General features: G+C 72.2%; 15 protein-coding genes. 8 read left to right on the top strand and 7 right to left on the bottom strand.

Going from position 1 to position 14,442, the window contains the following annotated elements:
- The 3 genes from N912_RS0144015 to N912_RS0144005 form a co-directional block, all read right to left on the bottom strand.
- The coding region (locus N912_RS0144015) for a helix-turn-helix domain-containing protein (RefSeq protein WP_028927467.1) at positions 1 to 242 on the bottom strand (242 nt) is incomplete at its 3' end.
- A gap of 115 nt (positions 243 to 357) precedes the next feature.
- Positions 358 to 1,020 carry a response regulator gene (locus tag N912_RS0144010; RefSeq protein WP_028927466.1) on the bottom strand — a complete coding sequence of 221 codons (663 nt, stop codon included), beginning with the start codon at positions 1,018 to 1,020 and terminating at the stop codon, positions 358 to 360.
- Complete coding sequence (locus N912_RS0144005; protein WP_028927465.1) at positions 1,017 to 2,156, bottom strand: sensor histidine kinase; 1,140 nt, start codon at positions 2,154 to 2,156, stop codon at positions 1,017 to 1,019. The genes N912_RS0144010 and N912_RS0144005 overlap by 4 nt, the downstream gene beginning before the upstream one ends.
- Before the next feature lie 220 nt (positions 2,157 to 2,376).
- Between N912_RS0144005 and N912_RS0144000 the strand changes: the two genes are divergently transcribed.
- Positions 2,377 to 2,811, top strand: a complete 435-nt coding sequence (locus tag N912_RS0144000; protein WP_028927464.1) for a DUF1707 SHOCT-like domain-containing protein — start codon at positions 2,377 to 2,379, stop codon at positions 2,809 to 2,811.
- A gap of 83 nt (positions 2,812 to 2,894) precedes the next feature.
- Here the strand turns inward: N912_RS0144000 and N912_RS0143995 are convergent, their stop codons facing one another.
- A complete protein-coding gene (locus N912_RS0143995; RefSeq protein WP_028927463.1) occupies positions 2,895 to 3,329 on the bottom strand; it encodes a hotdog fold thioesterase in 435 nt (144 codons plus the stop codon).
- A 35-nt stretch (positions 3,330 to 3,364) separates the two neighbouring features.
- Complete coding sequence (yczR, locus tag N912_RS0143990; protein WP_028927462.1) at positions 3,365 to 4,834, bottom strand: MocR-like transcription factor YczR; 1,470 nt, start codon at positions 4,832 to 4,834, stop codon at positions 3,365 to 3,367.
- Between the two features lie 83 nt (positions 4,835 to 4,917).
- On the opposite strand from yczR, the gene N912_RS0143985 reads away from it, so the two are divergent.
- The 5 genes from N912_RS0143985 (at position 4,918) to N912_RS0143960 (ending at position 9,300) form a co-directional block, all read left to right on the top strand.
- Entirely contained in the window at positions 4,918 to 5,283 is a 366-nt protein-coding gene (locus N912_RS0143985; protein ID WP_028927461.1) for a hypothetical protein, read from the top strand.
- Positions 5,284 to 5,347: 64 nt separating this feature from the next.
- Positions 5,348 to 8,083 carry a DNA polymerase I gene (gene polA / locus N912_RS58450; protein ID WP_245645898.1) on the top strand — a complete coding sequence of 912 codons (2,736 nt, stop codon included), beginning with the start codon at positions 5,348 to 5,350 and terminating at the stop codon, positions 8,081 to 8,083.
- Positions 8,070 to 8,522 (top strand): helix-turn-helix transcriptional regulator, encoded by a 453-nt coding sequence (locus N912_RS0143970; RefSeq protein WP_028927460.1) that lies wholly within the window; start codon positions 8,070 to 8,072, stop codon positions 8,520 to 8,522. The genes polA and N912_RS0143970 overlap by 14 nt, the downstream gene beginning before the upstream one ends.
- Positions 8,519 to 8,938: a VOC family protein gene (locus N912_RS0143965; protein ID WP_028927459.1), complete on the top strand. Its 420-nt coding sequence runs from the start codon at positions 8,519 to 8,521 to the stop codon at positions 8,936 to 8,938. The genes N912_RS0143970 and N912_RS0143965 overlap by 4 nt, the downstream gene beginning before the upstream one ends.
- Positions 8,935 to 9,300 carry a VOC family protein gene (locus tag N912_RS0143960; protein WP_028927458.1) on the top strand — a complete coding sequence of 122 codons (366 nt, stop codon included), beginning with the start codon at positions 8,935 to 8,937 and terminating at the stop codon, positions 9,298 to 9,300. Before N912_RS0143965 ends, N912_RS0143960 begins: the two co-directional genes overlap by 4 nt.
- Before the next feature lie 178 nt (positions 9,301 to 9,478).
- Here N912_RS0143960 and N912_RS0143955 read toward each other — a convergent pair whose 3' ends face one another.
- Positions 9,479 to 11,026: an IS1182 family transposase gene (locus N912_RS0143955; protein ID WP_028927457.1), complete on the bottom strand. Its 1,548-nt coding sequence runs from the start codon at positions 11,024 to 11,026 to the stop codon at positions 9,479 to 9,481.
- A gap of 65 nt (positions 11,027 to 11,091) precedes the next feature.
- Positions 11,092 to 11,934, bottom strand: a complete 843-nt coding sequence (locus N912_RS0143950) for a class I SAM-dependent methyltransferase (protein WP_028927456.1) — start codon at positions 11,932 to 11,934, stop codon at positions 11,092 to 11,094.
- A gap of 251 nt (positions 11,935 to 12,185) precedes the next feature.
- On the opposite strand from N912_RS0143950, the gene rpsA reads away from it, so the two are divergent.
- Positions 12,186 to 13,649 carry a 30S ribosomal protein S1 gene (gene rpsA / locus N912_RS0143945; RefSeq protein WP_028927455.1) on the top strand — a complete coding sequence of 488 codons (1,464 nt, stop codon included), beginning with the start codon at positions 12,186 to 12,188 and terminating at the stop codon, positions 13,647 to 13,649.
- A gap of 147 nt (positions 13,650 to 13,796) precedes the next feature.
- The gene (locus tag N912_RS0143940; protein ID WP_156994374.1) at positions 13,797 to 14,438 is read left to right on the top strand and encodes a hypothetical protein; all 642 of its coding nucleotides are present in this window, start codon (positions 13,797 to 13,799) and stop codon (positions 14,436 to 14,438) included.
- Positions 14,439 to 14,442 lie beyond the last annotated feature (4 nt).

Genomic DNA, 14,442 nt, shown 5'->3' with positions numbered 1-14,442 from the left:
GCCAACACCTCGCGCAGCCGCAACACCTCGGCCACCACCACCCCCGAGGTGGCGGTCGGGCTCGACCGTGGCCGCCGCGACCGCTCCCGCCACTCGCCCTCGGCCGCGACCCGCGCCCGATGCCGATAGAACGTGCGCGGATTGACCCCATTGGCCCGGCACCACTCCGCCACATTGTCGATCTTCACCTCGGCGACCAACATCGCGTCCAGGAAGCGCATCATCGCCTGCTTTCGCGCCATGACCAGCCGTCATAGCGTCGATCAAGCGACACATGCCTTGAGACACACCATGCGACACAACTCATGAGACTGGAGAGCCGCCATAGCGACCCTAGCCACTCACGGCCTCACGGACTCACGACCAGCCGGGGCGGACCAGGCCGGTTTCGTAGGCGAGCACCACCAGCTGCGCGCGGTCCCGGGCGGCGAGTTTGATCATCGCCCGGCTCACGTGCGTCTTCGCGGTGGCCGGGCTGACCACCAGCCGCTGGGCGATCTCGTCGTTGGACAGCCCCTCCGCGACCAGCGCGACGATCTCTTTCTCCCGGCTGGTGAGCAGGTCCAGCTCGCGCATGGACCGGCCGGGTCGGGCGCGGCGGGCGAACTCGCCGATCAGCCGGCGGGTCACGCCGGGGGACAGCAGCGCCTCGCCCTCCGCGACCACCCGCACCGCGCGCAGCAGCTCCACCGGCTCGGTGTCCTTGACCAGGAACCCGCTGGCCCCGATGCGCACCGCCTCGAAGACGTACTCGTCCTCGTCGAAGGTGGTCAGGATCAGCACCCGGACGCCGGCCAGCCGGGGGTTGGCCACGATCCGCCGGGTGGCCTCCAGGCCGTCCGTGCCGGGCATCCGGATGTCCATCAGCACCACGTCCGGGCGGGTCTCGGCGGCCACCCGGGCGGCCTCGGCGCCGTCGCCGGCCTCGCCGACCACCGTGATGTCCGGCTGGGCGTCGAGCAGCGAGCGGAAGCCCGCGCGGACCAGCGCCTGGTCGTCGACCAGCAGTACCTTGATCATCGTGTCTCCTGGGCGGGCGGGAGTGGCAGCTCGGCGCGCACCCGGAAACCGCCGCCGGGGCGTTCTCCGGCCTGTAGCCGCCCGCCCAGCGCCGCCGCCCGCTCCCGCATGCCGGGGATGCCGTTGCCACCGCCTCCGTTCACACCGCTGTCGGGCCCCGGCCCCCGGCCGTCGTCGTCGACCTGGACCACGACGGCCGGGCCGGAGCTGTCCACCAGCACGGTCGCGGTGGCGTCGCCGGCGTGGCGGTGCACGTTGGTCAGGGCCTCCTGGACGATCCGGAACGCGGCGGTGTCCACGGCGGTGGGCAGGGCGCGCGCCTCGCCGACCCGGCGCACGGTGACCGGCAGCCCGGTGGCGCGCAGCCGATCGGCCAGCTCGTCCAGCCCGGCCAGGCCCGCGGTGGGCGCCCGGGGGGCCTGCTCGTCCACCCGGCGCAGCACGCCGAGCATGGTACGCAGCTCGACCAGCACCTCCTTGCTGGACGCCTTGATCGCGGTGAGCGCCTCCCTGGCCAGGCCGGGCTGTTCGTCGAGCAGGTGCAGCGCGGTGCCGGCCTGCACGTTGATCAGCGACACGTGGTGGGCGAGGACGTCGTGCAGGTCGCGCGCGATGCGCAGCCGCTCCTCGGTGGCCAGCCGCTCGGCGGCCTCGGTGCGCTCGCGCCGCTCCCTGGCCTGGCGCTCCCAGCGCGAGCGCACCAGCTCGCCGATGGTGAGCAGCACCAGCAGCCAGGCCGCCAGGCCGGACACCGCCCACCAGTTGAACCCGTGGCCGCGCAGCCAGCTGATCGCGACCATCGCCAGGTAGGTGATCCCGGTGACCACCCAGGTGGCCCGCCTCCGGCCCTTGATCACCGCGTTGACCAGCGCGAACACGAACGAGACGACGATCGGGCCGTACGCGTAGCCGAGGCCGAGGTAGGCGAGCAGGGCGGCCACGGTGGTGACCAGGGTCGGGATCGGGTACCGCCGCCTGGCCAGCAGCGCCAGCGGCCCGACCAGCAGCAGCGCCACCGCGACGGCGTCCAGCGGGCGGGCCGTCGGCTGCTTGGCCGCCGCGCCGAAGCTGCCCATGAGCTGGACGAACACGGCGAACACGACAGGCCCCAGCAGCCGGGCTCGGGAAGCGTTCACTGTGACACCGGCCTCGCTGCGCTCGGCGTGACGCGCGTTCGCACTCATCGTGCTGGGTGCGTCGCGTTGTGGGCTCACGCTCAAACCGTAGCCACCCCGCGGCGACATGACGTCGGGCCGGAGTGGACGGTACGACTACTCCCGGCACCGTACGCCGGCCTGGTCAGGAGCCTCCGCCGCGACGACGCGCACCCGGCCCAGAGGCGCGCAGCATGTCGTCATGGACGAGAACAGCACAGCGAACCAGGTGGGCGTCCGCGCCTCCGACGCGGAGCGGGAGCGGACGGCCGGCACCATCCGCGAGGCCGCCGGCGAGGGCCGGCTGACCATGGACGAGCTGGAGGAGCGGCTGGCCGCCGTCTACCGGGCCAAGATGCGCCACGAGCTGGAACCGCTGGTGGCCGACTTACCGGCCCCACCGCCCGCTCCGAAAGAGCCGACGCGCCGCGAGCTGACCCGCGGCGACAGGGTGGCGCTGGGGGTGCACCTGGTGCTGGTGCTCGCCCTGGCGACGGCCGTGCTCACCCGCTGGGTGGCCAGCGGGATGGTGTTCTTCTGGCCCATCTTCCCGATCTTCTGGGCGGTGGTCAGCCTGGCCGTGCACGCCCGGTTGCGCGGAGTCTGGGGCTGGCCGCCCTACCGGACGCGGGCCTGAGCGGTCAGGTCGTGATACCTGCCTCGCTGCGCTCGGCGTGAAGTGCGTGAGCACTGGTCAGGTGAGCACTTGGCGTTGTGGGCTCACGCTGGACCCGGCCGACGGTCCAGGTGCAGGCAGGTCAGCTTGCCGGTGCAGGTCCGGCGGCCGCGCTCGTCGGTGATCACCACCTCGAACGTGGACGTGGTCCGGCCGACGTGCATCGGGGTGGCGACGCCGGTGAGCAGCCCCTCGGTGGCGCCCCGGTGGTGCGTGCAGGCCAGCTCCAGCCCGACCGGGAACCGCTCGGGCAGGGTGTAGTGCGCGGCGGCCAGCGAGCCGAGCGTCTCCACCAGCACGCCGCTGGCGCCGCCGTGCAGCAGGCCGAACGGCTGGCGGTTGCCGGCCACCGGCATGGTGCCCACCACGCGCTCGCGGCTGGACTCGGTCACCTCGATGCCCATCCGGGCGGGTAGCTGCTCGTCGGAGAAGTCGGGCGACGGCGCCTCGACGGGCGGGTCCTGCGGACGGATCGACATCAGTGCAGCCTAAGGCAGCTCACGACGGCGCCGGCTCAGGCCACCTCGGCCGCCGCCAGGTCCGGCCAGCCGGGCGTCGGGGCGCCGGCGTCGGACAGCGCCAGCCACGCCGCCGCGAGCCGCTCCATGGCCTGGTCCAGCTTGGCCTCCGGCAGCGTGTAGGGCAGCCGCAGGTAGCGCTCGAACGCCCCGTCCAGCCCGAACCGGGGGCCGGCCGCGAGCATCACGCCGTGCCGGCTGGCCGACGACACCAGCGCGCTGGACACCGGCGCGCCCAGGTCCACCCACAGCGAGAGCCCACCGGGCGGCACGACCGTGCGCCACCCGGGGAACCGCTGGGCCATCAGCGCGAACAGGTGGTCCCGAGCCGAGCGCACCGCCGGCAGCCGCCGCGCCAGCACCGGGCCGAGGTCCGCCATCAGGTGCTGGCAGACCAGCTGGTCGATCACCGAGGTGGAAATGTCCATCGAGGCGCGGGCGCGCGCGATCCGCTCGATCATCGGCCGCCGCGCCCGCACCCACCCGATCCGGAATCCGCCCCAGAACGTCTTGCTCGCCGAGCCGATGGTGATCAGCGGTGAGGTGCTGCTCTCCGCGAGCTGGCCGGCCAGCGGCGTCGGCGCCGGCCCGTCCAGGACGATCTCGCTGACCGTCTCGTCGATCAGCAGCGGGGTGCGGGTGCGCCGGGCCAGCTCGACGATCTCCGCGCGCTGCTCCTGGCTCATGCACCGGCCGGTGGGGTTCTGGTAGTCCGGGATCAGGTACATCAGCCTGGGGCACGCGTCGCGCACGGCCGCCGCGATGGTGTCCAGGTCCCAGTCCGGCCCGGTGAACCCGACGGGCACCGCGCGGGCGTGCTCGCGGGCGATGGCGTCCAGCGCGTTCGGGTAGGTGGGGTGCTCGACCAGCACCCGGTCACCGGGGGACACCAGCGCGCTGAGCACCAGCGCCATGGCGTGCTGGGCGCCGCAGGTGATCAGGATCTGGTCCGGGGTGGTGGGCAGCCCCCGGTCGGTGAACCGCCGGGCCACCGTCTCCCGCAGCGAGTCCAGGCCGAGCAGCTGGTAGCCGCTGCCGGTGGCGTGGCACGCGACCTGCTCGGTGGCGGCGGCCATGGCGCCGGCCAGCGCGTCCGGCGGGGCCGCGAGCGCGGCGTAGGCCAGGTCGAACGCGGCGCTGTCGCCGGCCGGCGCGAACGGGGTGAGCTGGCGGACCCCTGGCGCGTCCGGGAGCGTCGTCCAGCTGCCCGAGCCGCGCTTGCTCTGCAGGAAGCCGGCCTCCCGCAGCAGGTCGTAGCCGGCCGCCACGGTGGTCCGGCTGATCTGCAGCGCGGCGGCCAGCTCGCGTTCGGCGGGCAGCCGGGTCCGCACCGGCAGCCGCCCGTCCAGCACTAGCAGCTTGACCCGCTCGGCCAGCTCGGCGTACGCCGCCCTGGAGTTGGCGGTGCGCCACTGGCCCAGGTGCTTGGCCAGCGTGCGGCCGGTCACGTGCCTGTCGCCGTCCATCGACGTGGTCCACTTCCTCGGAATTGGCTCTGTAAGCCCGGTCCAATTCTCGCCAGGATAGGTCCACAGGGAGGCGATAGACAATGACTGGCCTGGTCGTGGTGGCCATACTGGCCGTCGTGGCGGCGCTCGCGCCACGTTACGGGGTGGACTCGAGGGACGGAAGGGACTGGAGCTCGGCGGGTAGCCGTGCCGGCGGGCCGGGGGCGCGGCGCACCCTCGGCGGCGACCTGCGGGCGTTGGGGGCGTGGCTGGCGCGGATGTGGGACGCGCAGGAGCGGGCGTGGGGGGCGTGCTGGCGGGCGCACCAGCCCTGGCGCGGTGACGACCCGCCGGCGTCGCCCGAGGAGGAGCTGCACTGGCGGGAGGAGGGCGACGGCTGGCGGCTGCGGGGCCGCATGCTGCCGCCCGTTCCGCCGGCGGGGGAGCCCTCGGCCCGGATCGACTGAATCGCGGGTGGCGGTCGCCGGAGCCGGCCGTAGGTTGTCAGGGGGTCGGCCTAGACTCGCCGAGGTGACCGCCACCACCGCCAGCACCGCAGGAAAGACAGCCCAACCCGAGGACGCCGACCGTCGGCTGCTGCTCCTGGACGGGCATTCGCTGGCCTACCGCGCCTTCTTCGCGCTGCCGGCGGAGAACTTCCGCACCCAGACCGGGCAGACCACGAACGCGGTCTACGGCTTCACCTCGATGCTGATCAACCTGCTGCGCGACGAGCAGCCCACCCACCTCGCGGTGGCGTTCGACGTGTCCCGGCGGACGTTCCGCTCCGAGGCCTACGCGGAGTACAAGGCCAACCGCACCACCACGCCCGACGACTTCCGGGGCCAGGTCGAGCTGATCCGCGAGGTGCTGACCGCGCTCGCGGTGCCCAGCGTCGCGGTGGAGGGCTACGAGGCGGACGACGTCATCGCCACCCTGACCACCCAGGCCACCGCCGCCGGCTACAAGGTGGAGATCTGCACCGGCGACCGGGACGCGTTCCAGCTGGTCGGCGACGCGGTGACGGTGCTGTACCCGAAGCGCGGCGTCTCCGACCTGGCCAGGGTCGACCCGGCCGAGGTGGACGCCCGCTACGGGCTCACCCCCACCCAGTACCCCGACTTCGCGGCCCTGCGCGGCGACCCGAGCGACAACCTGCCGTCCATCCCCGGGGTGGGGGAGAAGACGGCGGCGAAGTGGGTCCGCGAGTTCGGCTCGCTGGCGGAGCTGACCGACCGGGTCGACGAGGTGAAGGGCAAGGCCGGCGACGCGCTGCGCGCCAACCTGGCGAACGTGCTGCTCAACCGCCAGCTCACCGAGCTGGTGCGGGAGGTCCCGCTGGACGTGGTGCCCGACGACCTTGCGGTGCGCGCCTGGGACCGCGACGCGGTGCACCGGCTGTTCGACGAGCTGGAGTTCCGGGTGCTGCGCGAGCGGCTGTTCTCCACCCTGTCCAGCGCCGAGCCCGAGGCCGAGTCGGGCTTCCAGGTGCAGGGCGGCGCCGTCGAGCCGGGCACGGTGGCCGCCTGGCTGGCCGAGCACGCCCGCGACGGCCGGCGGGTCGGCCTGGCCTTCCACGGCGCGCTGGGCAGCTGGATCGGCCGGGACGTGGACGGCATAGCGATCGCCACCGCCGACGGCCAGGGCGGCTACCTGGACCTGCCAGGGCTCACCCCGGAGGACGAGGCGGCGCTCGGCGAGTGGCTGGCCGACCCGGCGGCGCCCAAGGCCGCGCACGACGTGAAGGCCGCGATCCACGCCCTGCGCAACCGGGGCTGGCGCCTCGCCGGACTCACCAGCGACACCGCGCTGGCCGCCTACCTGGTGCGCCCCGGCCAGCGCAGCTTCGACCTTGCCGACCTGGCGCTGCGCTACCTGCGCCGCGAGCTGCGGGCCGACGGCGAGCCCGAGGACGGCCAGCTCTCGCTGCTCGGCGGCGAGGAGGAGGCCGACGCCCAGCGCGACTCCGCCGAGATCCTGCGCGCGCACGCGGTCGGCGAGCTGGCCGACGCACTGGACACCGAGCTGACCAAGCTGGGCGGGGCGCCGCTGCTGGCCGACCTGGAGCTGCCGCTGCTCGGCGTGCTCGCCGACCTGGAGAAGGCCGGCATCGCGGTGGACGGCGACCTGCTGGCCGCCCTGGAGGCCGACTTCGCCGCGCAGGTCAAGCAGGCCGCCCAGGACGCGTACGCGCAGATCGGCAAGGAGATCAACCTCGGCTCGCCCAAGCAGCTGCAGGTGGTGCTGTTCGACGAGCTGGGCATGCCCAAGACCAAGCGCACCAAGACCGGCTACACCACCGACGCGGACGCCCTGCAGAACCTGTTCGAGCAGACCGGGCACCCGTTCCTGTCGCACCTGCTGCTGCACCGCGACGCCACCCGGCTCAAGGTCACCGTGGACGGCCTGCTCAAGTCGATCGACGACGACGGCCGCATCCACACCACGTACAGCCAGACCATCGCGGCCACCGGCCGCCTGTCGTCCACCGAGCCGAACCTGCAGAACGTCCCCATCCGCACCGCCGCCGGCCGCCGCATCCGGGAGACGTTCGTCGTCGGAGACGCCTACTCCGAGCTCATGACCGCCGACTACAGCCAGATCGAGATGCGGATCATGGCGCACCTGTCCGAGGACGCCGCGCTGATCGAGGCCTTCCGGTCCCAGCACGACTTCCACGCCGAGACCGCCGCCAGGGTGTTCGGGGTGGGCGCCGACGAGGTCGGCCCCGAGCAGCGGGCGAAGATCAAGGCGATGAACTACGGGCTGGCCTACGGGCTGTCCGCGTTCGGCCTCTCCCAGCAGCTGCGGATCTCCACCGAGGAGGCGCGCGGGCTGATGGACGAGTACTTCAAGACCTTCGGCGGCGTGCGGGACTACCTGCGCAGCGTGGTCGACCAGGCCCGCAAGGACGGCTACACCGAGACCATGCTCGGCCGCCGCCGCTACCTGCCCGACCTGACCAGCGACAACCGCCAGCGCCGCGAGATGGCCGAGCGGATGGCGCTGAACGCCCCGATCCAGGGCAGCGCCGCGGACATCATCAAGGTGGCGATGCTGCGGGTGCACCGGGCGCTGTCCGAGGCCGACCTGCGCTCGCGGATGCTGCTGCAGGTCCACGACGAGCTGGTGCTGGAGATCGCGGAGGGGGAGCGGGAGCCCGTCCAGGAGCTGGTGCGCGCGGAGATGGGCGCCGCGCACGAGCTGTCCGTGCCGCTGGAGGTCTCGGTCGGCGTCGGGCGCAGCTGGGACGATGCCGCGCACTGACCCGGTGCCCGGGCTCATCCGGGTGCGGCTGGCCCGCGACCTGATCGACAGGCGCTACGCCGAGCCGCTCGACCTGGACACGATGGCGCGGGAGGCCGGGTTCTCCCGGTTCCACTTCGCCCGGCTGTTCCGGGAGGTGTACGGCGAGACGCCCGGCGGCTACCTGAGCCGGCGGCGGGTGGAGCGGGCCAAGGACCTGCTCCGGGCCGCCGACGTCACGGTCACCGAGGTGTGCGCGCTGGTCGGGTTCAGCAGCCTGGGCTCGTTCAGCTCGCGGTTCCGTGAGCTGGTCGGGATGTCGCCGTCGGAGTTCCGCCGGCGCACCGGGGAGCCGCGCGTGCCGGGGTGCTTCGTGATGGCCTGGACGCGCCCGGTCGCCGGAACCGAGCAATCGAGGAGAAGCGTCGCCCCGGCCGGCGCGGATAGCGTGGCCACATGATCAAAGCTCTGTCCCACGCCTGCATCTACGTGCTCGACCAGGACTCCGCCAAGGCGTTCTACACCGAGAAGCTCGGCTTCACCCTGAACGAGGACGTCGCCCTCGGGGACGACATCCGCTGGCTGACCGTGAGCCCGCCGGACCAGCCCGACCTCAAGATCATCCTCGCGGACTGCTCCATGGGCCACGACGCGGAGACCGCCGACCAGATCAGGGCGCTGGTGGCCAAGGGCGCGATCGGCCCCGGCGTGCTGGCCACCGGCGACTGCCGCAAGACCTACGACGAGCTGGTGAGCAGGGGAGTGACGTTCACCCAGGAGCCCACCGAGCGGTTCTACGGCACCGAGGCCCTGTTCCGGGACGACTCCGGCAACTGGTTCAGCCTGAGCCAGGCGGCCGAGGGAGCGCAACAGTGATCAGCAAGATCGGGTTCGTCACGCTGGCGGTGGCCGACCAGGATGTGATGGCCGAGTTCTTCGTCGACACGCTCGGCTTCGCCAAGACCGTCGACGCGGAGATGTGGCCCGGTGCCCGGTGGGTGCAGGTGACCCCGCCGGACGCGCAGACCGCGCTGGTGCTCGAACGCGCCGCGGACTTCGGCCGCGAGCCCGACAAGCAGTACCCGCTCGGCTTCAGCTGCGCCGACCTGGCCGAAACGCACGCCCGGCTGACCGCCGCCGGCGTACCGGTGACCGAGCCGGAGACCCACCCGTGGGGCAGCTTCATCAAGGTCACCGACCCCGAAGGCCGCGAGTTCGTGGTCAACGACAAGGGCTAGGAGCCTGCTGAACAAGGGTGGTTGTGGGGTAGGGCGCCTCATGGTGGTCTGGTGCCGCTGGGTTGGGTCAGCACCAGTGGGTGCGACATCTTGAGGGTCGCCCTGTCCGCTGGGGAGCCTGCGCCGCTGATCTTGCCGGGTCAAGAGTGGTTGGCGCTGGGTGGGCGCTGTGCGCGGGTTATGCGAGTGCCCAAGCGCCGGTGGACCGGCGGTGCAGGCCCAGGGCGAGCAGTCGGCGCAGGTTCAGCGCGGCGGCGCGGTGAGCCAGCCACAGGTCGTTGAGAGCGACACCGCGGAACCGCAGGCGCCGGTTGCCGCGGGTGAGCCAGGCGATGCTGCGTTCGACCATGGGGCGGTGGCGGCGGTAGACCTCGATGAATTCGGGGTCTCGGGCGGCGGCGCGGTGAGCGCGTTGCAGCGCGTCGTGCGGGCGTAGCCGCAGCATACGGCCGGTCTTGGAGGTGGTGCAGCGAGCGATCAGGGGGCAGCCGCGGCAGCGCGCTCCGAAGGTGACCTGGCGGGTGGGGCTGATGGAGGCGGTGACGCCGTGGGGGCAGGTCACGGCGCCTGCGATCTCGTCAACGGTGAAGTCGTCGACGGTGAACCCGCCCGGAACCGGCGAGTGCAGCGGCCAAGGCTTGATCACTGCCCGATGCCCGGCCTGGGCGAGCGCGGCGAGCATGTCCCCGCTCCCATAGGCCGAGTCGCCCAGCACCTCGAACCGCCGCGGGCCTGCGAGCAGATCGATACCGACCGCGGCGTCGGAGTTCTCCGGCCCGGCCGCCGGGGTCAGCGTGGTGGCGGTGATGATGCCGGTGTCGGGCTCGACCACCAGGTGGGCCTTATAGCCGTCGCGGCGCTGGTTGCGGGTCTTGTGGGCATGTCGGGTGTCGGGGTCGACGACTGAGATGACCCGGTCCGAGGCGGTGCGCCGGGCGATGCGCCAGCGCCCGTCGCGCCCGTCGGAATCCTCGGCCGGTTCGACGTCCTGGCCGGCCACCAAGGCGAGTAGTCCGACCGCTTCGGCTGCTCGCGGGCCGAGTTCCTGCTCGGGGAGATGACCGAGGATCCGGTGAGCGTCCGAGACGAGGGCGTCGACCAGTTCTGCGCGGGCGGTCTCGTCGTCCCAGGTGATTCGTGGCTTCCCAGCTTGGGCGTAGTCGTGGGCGCGCGCGTGAGCGGTGATCACCTCGCTGGCGCCAGGGACCTCGCGGCCCACCCGGCGGATCGCGGCGATGATCTGGGTGACCGTGTCCTGGGTGGCCACCGCGTCGTCGAGGATCGTGGAGTCCAACGCGCGGCGATGCCTGCCGGCCAGGGCGCCGGTCTGCGTGACGACCGCCCGCACGGCCTCGAAGATCCGTCCCGGGCGGTCCGAGGCCGCGAGGCGGCGCCGCCAGTAGGTCAGGGTGGTGGGGTGGAACCCGGCGTCGGTGACCGCGAGCCCGCACGCGGCCTTCCACCGCGGGTCGAACGTGAGTGCCTCGACCGCTTCGCGGTCCGACAGGCCATGCAGGGTCTGCAGCACCAGCACCGAGGCGACCTGCTCGACCGGGACCGACGGGCGCCCCCGTCCGGTGGCGAACAGGTCGGCGAACAACTCGTCGGGGAACAACTCCCGGCGGTGTTCGGCCAGGAACGCGAACATCCCGCCTTCGGGCAGCAGATGCCCGGCCACGGACTCGACATCAAGCAGCTCGCGCTGCGGATCACATCGACCCTGCACCCCGGCATCGTCGCAGCGACCCGACAACAACTAGCGGTCCGACACCCGAGCTTTTCAGCAGGCTCCTAGCCCGGCTTGCGGCAGCAGAAGATCGCCGTGCCGGGGAACAGCGCGCCGCGCAGCGGGGACCACTGGCCCCACTGCTCGGTGAGGTCCTCCGGCCACTCGGGCTCCACCAGGTCGTAGAGCTCGAGCCCGGCGGAGACGATGTCCCGGATCCGGTCGCCGAGCGTGCGGTGGTGCTCCACGTAGGTGGCCCGGCCCTGGTCGTCGACCTCCAGGTAGGGCGAGGTGTCGAAGTACGACTGGGAGACGGTCAGCCCGTCCGGGCCGGGGTCGTCGGAGAACATCCAGCGCATCGGGTGGTTCACCGCGAACACCCAGCGCCCGCCCGGCCGCAGCACCCGCGCGACCTCGCGCATCACCCGGCCGGGGTCGGCCACGAACGGCACCGCGCCGAACGCCGAGCAGGCCAGGTCGAACCGCCCGTCCCCGAACGGCAACCGCTCCGCGTCCGCCTGCACCAGCGGCACGCTCACCCCGCTGCGCCCGGAAGCCAGCCTCGCCTGCCGCAGCATCCCCGCCGACAGATCCAGCCCGACCACGGCGGCACCTCTCGCCGCCAGCCAGCGCGCGCAGGCCGCCGCGCCGCAGCCCACCTCCAGCACCCGCGCGCCGGCCAGCCCGGCCGGGTCGCCGAGCAGCTGGGCGTCGGACTCGCGCAGCCGCTCCGGGCACCACACGAAGTCCGTGTCGCCCAGGAAGGCGCCGTGTTCGGCCTGGTAGTCGTCGGCGTCGGCGTCCCACCAGCGCCGGCTGGCGGCCGACGACTCGGCGCTGTCCACCGGCCGCCGGGCGACGCCCACCGCACCCAGCACAGCGTCCGCGGAACGAGCATCCGAGTCCATCGGCGCATCCTCGCCGGCCGCTCGCGCGGATCGCACGGGGGGCGCCGTTGCCCGCCCGATCGGGTGACGCGTAGCATGGAACCGCATCGGTTTATGTGCTGCGTGAAATACAACGTCGCTCGCCAGCGTTGGTGCAGAACACAGCGTTGGAGGAGCTGGCGGCGCGCAGACACACTCCGTGCGGCGCCAACAACAGCACGCCACGACAACTGCCCGCCTCAACATCTATCCATACCGGAGCAACCCACCGCATGTCCACCGACACCACCACCGTCCCGACCACACCCCAGGTCGCCGTCAACGACGTCGGGACGGAGGAGGATTTCCTCGCCGCCATCGACCAGACGATCAAGTACTTCAACGATGGAGACATCGTGGAGGGGACCATCGTCAAGGTCGACCGTGACGAGGTTCTTCTCGATATCGGCTACAAGACCGAAGGCGTCATCCCGTCCAGGGAGCTGTCCATCAAGCACGACGTCGATCCGGCCGAAGTGGTCAAGGTCGGGGAGTTCGTCGAGGCGCTTGTCCTGCAGAAGGAGGACAAGGAAGGCCGCCTGATCCTGTCCAAGAAGCGCGCCCAGTACGAGCGCGCCTGGGGCACGATCGAGGCCCTCAAGGAGGCCGACGAGCCGGTCGAGGGCACCGTCATCGAGGTCGTCAAGGGCGGCCTGATCCTGGACATCGGCCTGCGCGGCTTCCTGCCCGCCTCCCTGGTGGAGATGCGCCGGGTGCGCGACCTGCAGCCCTACGTCGGCCGCAAGATCGAAGCCAAGATCATCGAGCTGGACAAGAACCGCAACAACGTGGTCCTGTCCCGCCGCGCCTGGCTGGAGCAGACCCAGTCCGAGGTGCGCAGCGAGTTCCTCAACCAGCTCGCCAAGGGCCAGGTCCGCAAGGGCGTGGTGTCCTCGGTGGTCAACTTCGGCGCGTTCGTCGACCTCGGCGGCGTGGACGGCCTGGTGCACGTCTCGGAGCTGTCCTGGAAGCACATCGACCACCCCAGCGAGGTCGTCGAGGTGGGCCAGGAGGTCACCGTCGAGGTGCTCGACGTGGACCTCGACCGCGAGCGCGTCTCGCTGTCGCTGAAGGCCACCCAGGAAGACCCGTGGCGGCTCTACGCCCGCACCCACGCGATCGGCCAGATCGTGCCGGGCAAGGTCACCAAGCTGGTGCCGTTCGGCGCGTTCGTCCGCGTCGAGGAGGGCATCGAGGGCCTGGTGCACATCTCCGAGCTGGCCGAGCGCCACGTGGAGATCCCGGAGCAGGTCGTGCAGGTCGGCGACGACTGCATGGTCAAGGTCATCGACATCGACCTGGACCGTCGGCGGATCTCGCTGTCGCTCAAGCAGGCCAACGAGGGCATGACCCCGGAGACGGAGTTCGACCCGACCCGCTACGGCATGGCCGCCGAGTACGACAACGAGGGCAACTACATCTACCCCGAGGGCTTCGACCCGGAGACCCAGGAGTGGCAGGAGGGGTACGACAAGCAGCGCGAGGAGTGGGAGCGCCAGTACGCCGAGGCGCACGTCCGCTACGAGCAGCACATCGCGCAGCTCAAGAAGGCCGCCGAGGCCGACGCCCAGGCCGCCACCGAGGAGGGCGGGGCCGCCCCGTCGAACTACTCCTCGGAGAGCTCGTCCGACGGCGGCACGCTGGCCAGCGACGAGCAGCTCGCCGCGCTGCGGGAGAAGCTCTCCGGCGGCGCCTGAGCCGCACGCTGACGACACGGGCCGGTCATCCCTCACCGCGAGGGGTGACCGGCCCGTTTCGCGTGTGATTTCAGACATTCGCATGCCCGGGGGACTTTGGGCGTGCCGCGCCGGTGGATCCGTCGGCGCCCCGATAACGTTCTCGATGTGCGTGCTCGGTCCCAGGTCGTCGCGTTGGTGTCGGTCGTGCTGGCCTGTGGGGCGATCGGTGGTTGTGGCGGCCACCGGGGCGACCTGGACCACCCGGTGCCGACCTTCTCCGCGACGCCGGGAGCCGGCGCGGGGCCGGCCCGGCAGCGCGACACCCTGTTACCCGCCGACTGCGCGGACGTGATCACCGGGACGAACATGTCCGCGCTGCTCGGCCAGCCGGTGGACAGCGTCAAGGAACAGGCGGTGATCGGCCAGCCGGCGCCCACCGTGGGCCAGCTGGAGCGGGTGACCTGCCTCTACCAGCCCGCCGGCGCCCGCAACAGCACGCCGAGCGTGAAGCTGAACCTCACCGCGTACACCACCGACGCCGCCGCCGACGCCCAGCTGACCACGAACGCCAACGCCGAGCGGTCCGACGCCGTGTCCGTCGAGGAGTTCACCATCGGCACCGCGCGGACGTTCCTGTTCGCCGAGCGCGGCATGTCGGTGCTCATGGTCGCCAGCGGCCGCTCGGCGGTGACCGTGATGTTGCGCGACGGCGTGGTCCGCCCCGAGCTGGGCCGTCAGGTGATGATCGACCTGGCGCAGCGGGTGCTGCCCAACCTGGTGCCACCGCGCCCGGGGTCCTCACGATAGCGTC

It is taken from the genome of Actinospineispora acaciae DSM 45401 (assembly GCF_000620785.1).
GTDB lineage: Bacteria > Actinomycetota > Actinomycetes > Mycobacteriales > Pseudonocardiaceae > Pseudonocardia > Pseudonocardia acaciae.
Note: the sequence above shows the minus strand (reverse complement) of the source record. Positions and strands in the feature narration are given on the sequence as shown.